Here is a 2,164-nt window from a genome sequence, read left to right as displayed (position 1 = left end):
GGCGCACGCCGATGCCGGCGCGCTCGAGGCGCTCGGCGACCAGCGCCGTCGTGCGCACCTCGCCCCGCCCGAGCTCCGGATGCGTGTGCAGGTCGCGGCGGATCGAGACGAGCTCTGCAGCGCGCTGCTCGACGGTTCGAGCGATGGCCTCGAAGGGCAGCGGCGCGGAGCGGTGGGTCACGAGCACGGGAGTCTAGCGAGAGGATGGGCACATTCCCCGCACACGGGGGCTCGACGAGCACCAGGACGACGGAGAGAGGTCACGCGTGGAGCCGCAGTCACGCTCCGCGGCGGCGCCCGGTCCCGACGCCGTCCGGGCCGTCGTCGGCCTCGTCGACCGGGCGCTGCCGTTCACGACGATGACGTGCGAGGCCTCCCCCGCGACCGTGTGGTGGCGCGACGTGGTGACGCACGTGCGGGCCGGCGCGGACCCGCTCGAGCCGTGGCGCGCGGCGCTGCGCACGCAGATGGGACAGCGTCACGGCGTGCCGGCGCCCGCGCACGTGCCCGCCGCCTTCGTGCTCCAGTGGGTGTGCGAGATCGCCGCGACGCCGATCGCGTATGCCGCGTCGCTCGGTCCCTGGCTCCTCGTTCCCTCGGGTGGCGGGCTGGGTCTCGGGTTGGGGTTCGAGCTGGCCCCGGGGCTCAGTCCCCACCGGCTCGTGGTCGACCCGGACGCGACGTCGTTGGAGGTCGACGACGACCCGGCGCGCCGTCTGGAACGCGGCCACGCGGCATACCGCGGGCTCGTCTCGGAGGTCGTGACGGCATACGCCCCCGACGTGCGGATGGGCTCGCGGCAGCGGTGGGGGGTCGTCGACGACATGTGGGGCACGGCGGTGCGGCTGGCGCGCGGCGCGGCCGGCGAGAGCGTCGGACCCGAGCCGACGCGGGTGTCGTGCTGCTTCATCTACGCGCTGCCCGGGATGCGCGAGTGCGCCGCGTGCCCCCGCGGCGGCCGGTGAAGCGCGGAACTAGGGTGACGGCCATGCTGCAGCACCTGCCGGGGCCCGACCTGCTCGTCGTCCACGAGGAGGTTCACGAGGCGCTCGAGGCCGGGGTCGGGGTCGTCGCCCTCGAGAGCACGATCCTCGCCCACGGGCTCCCCCACCCCGACAACATCGAGATCGGCGCGCAGATCGAGGACGCGGTGCGGACCGGCGGTTCGGTGCCGGCGACCATCGCGGTGCTCGACGGGGTCGTGCACATCGGCCTCGGCGCCGCTGAGGTCGAGCGGGTCTGCACCGACCCTGACATCGCCAAGCTGTCGGTGCGCGACGTGGGCGTCGCTGCGGCACTTGGACTTTCGGGTGCGACGACCGTGGCCTCGACGTCGGCGCTGGCCCATCTGGCCGGCATCCGCGTGTTCGCGACCGGCGGGCTCGGCGGGGTGCACCGGGGCGCGTCCGAGACCTTCGACGTCTCCGCCGACCTCGGTGTCATCGCGTCGACACCGGTCCTCGTCGTGTGCGCCGGCGTGAAGTCGATCCTCGACGTGGCAGGGACGCTCGAGACGCTCGAGACCCTGTCGGTGCCGGTGGTCGGCTACCGGACCGACGCGTTCCCGGGCTTCTACCTGTCGGACTCGGGAAACCCGGTGCCGTGGCGCGTGGAGTCGGCGGCCGAGGCGGCCAGGGTCGTCGTCATGCGCGACCGGCTCGGGACCGATGCGGCCGGCGTCGTCCTCGCGAACCCGCTGCCCGCCGAGCGGCAGGTCGACCGCGAGCTGCACGACCGGCTGGTGGCGGAGGGGCTCGCCCTGCTCGAGCGCGAGGGCGTGCACGGCAAGGACGTCACGCCGCGGCTGCTCGAGCACTTCCACGCCAGCTCCGGCGGCGAGTCGCTGCGCGCGAACGTCGAGCTCGTCCTGTCGAACGCCCTGCTCGCCGGAGAGGTCGCCGCCGAGGTGGCGGCGCAGTCGGCGGGCCTGGCCGGGGCAGCCCGCGCATGACGACGCGGGAGGTTCCGACAGGGCACGGTCCGACAGGGCACGGCCCGACGGGGCACGGTCCGATGGGGCACGGCACGACCGGACACGGTCCGACGGAGCATCGGCCGACGCGGCCGGTCGTCGTCGTCGGTGACGTCGGGCTCGACGTCATCACCCGCCCGTCCGGTGACATCCGGTGGCACTCCGACACCCCGTCGGCGGTCGCGCTCGTCC

2 protein-coding genes and 1 pseudogene are annotated in these 2,164 nt (G+C 74.5%); 2 read left to right on the top strand and 1 reads right to left on the bottom strand.

What is annotated here, in order from left to right; all coding sequences use genetic code 11:
* A pseudogene (locus AC1DP0_RS21210) lies at positions 1–181 on the bottom strand (amidohydrolase); the annotation flags it as partial.
* An 85-nt stretch (positions 182–266) separates the two neighbouring features.
* Here AC1DP0_RS21210 and AC1DP0_RS21205 point away from each other — a divergent pair.
* Together AC1DP0_RS21205 and AC1DP0_RS21200 are read left to right on the top strand one after the other, a co-directional pair.
* On the top strand, positions 267–965 hold the full coding sequence (locus AC1DP0_RS21205) for a (2Fe-2S)-binding protein (RefSeq protein ID WP_478088435.1): 699 nt from the start codon (positions 267–269) through the stop codon (positions 963–965).
* 23 nt (positions 966–988) lie between these two features.
* Complete coding sequence (locus AC1DP0_RS21200) at positions 989–1,951, top strand: pseudouridine-5'-phosphate glycosidase (protein WP_478088433.1); 963 nt, start codon at positions 989–991, stop codon at positions 1,949–1,951.
* Positions 1,952–2,164: the final 213 nt, after the last annotated feature.

This window comes from Terrabacter sp. P5_B1, assembly GCF_056400505.1.
The sequence above is the reverse complement of the archived record's forward strand: the minus strand, read 5'-3'. Positions and strand labels throughout refer to the sequence as shown.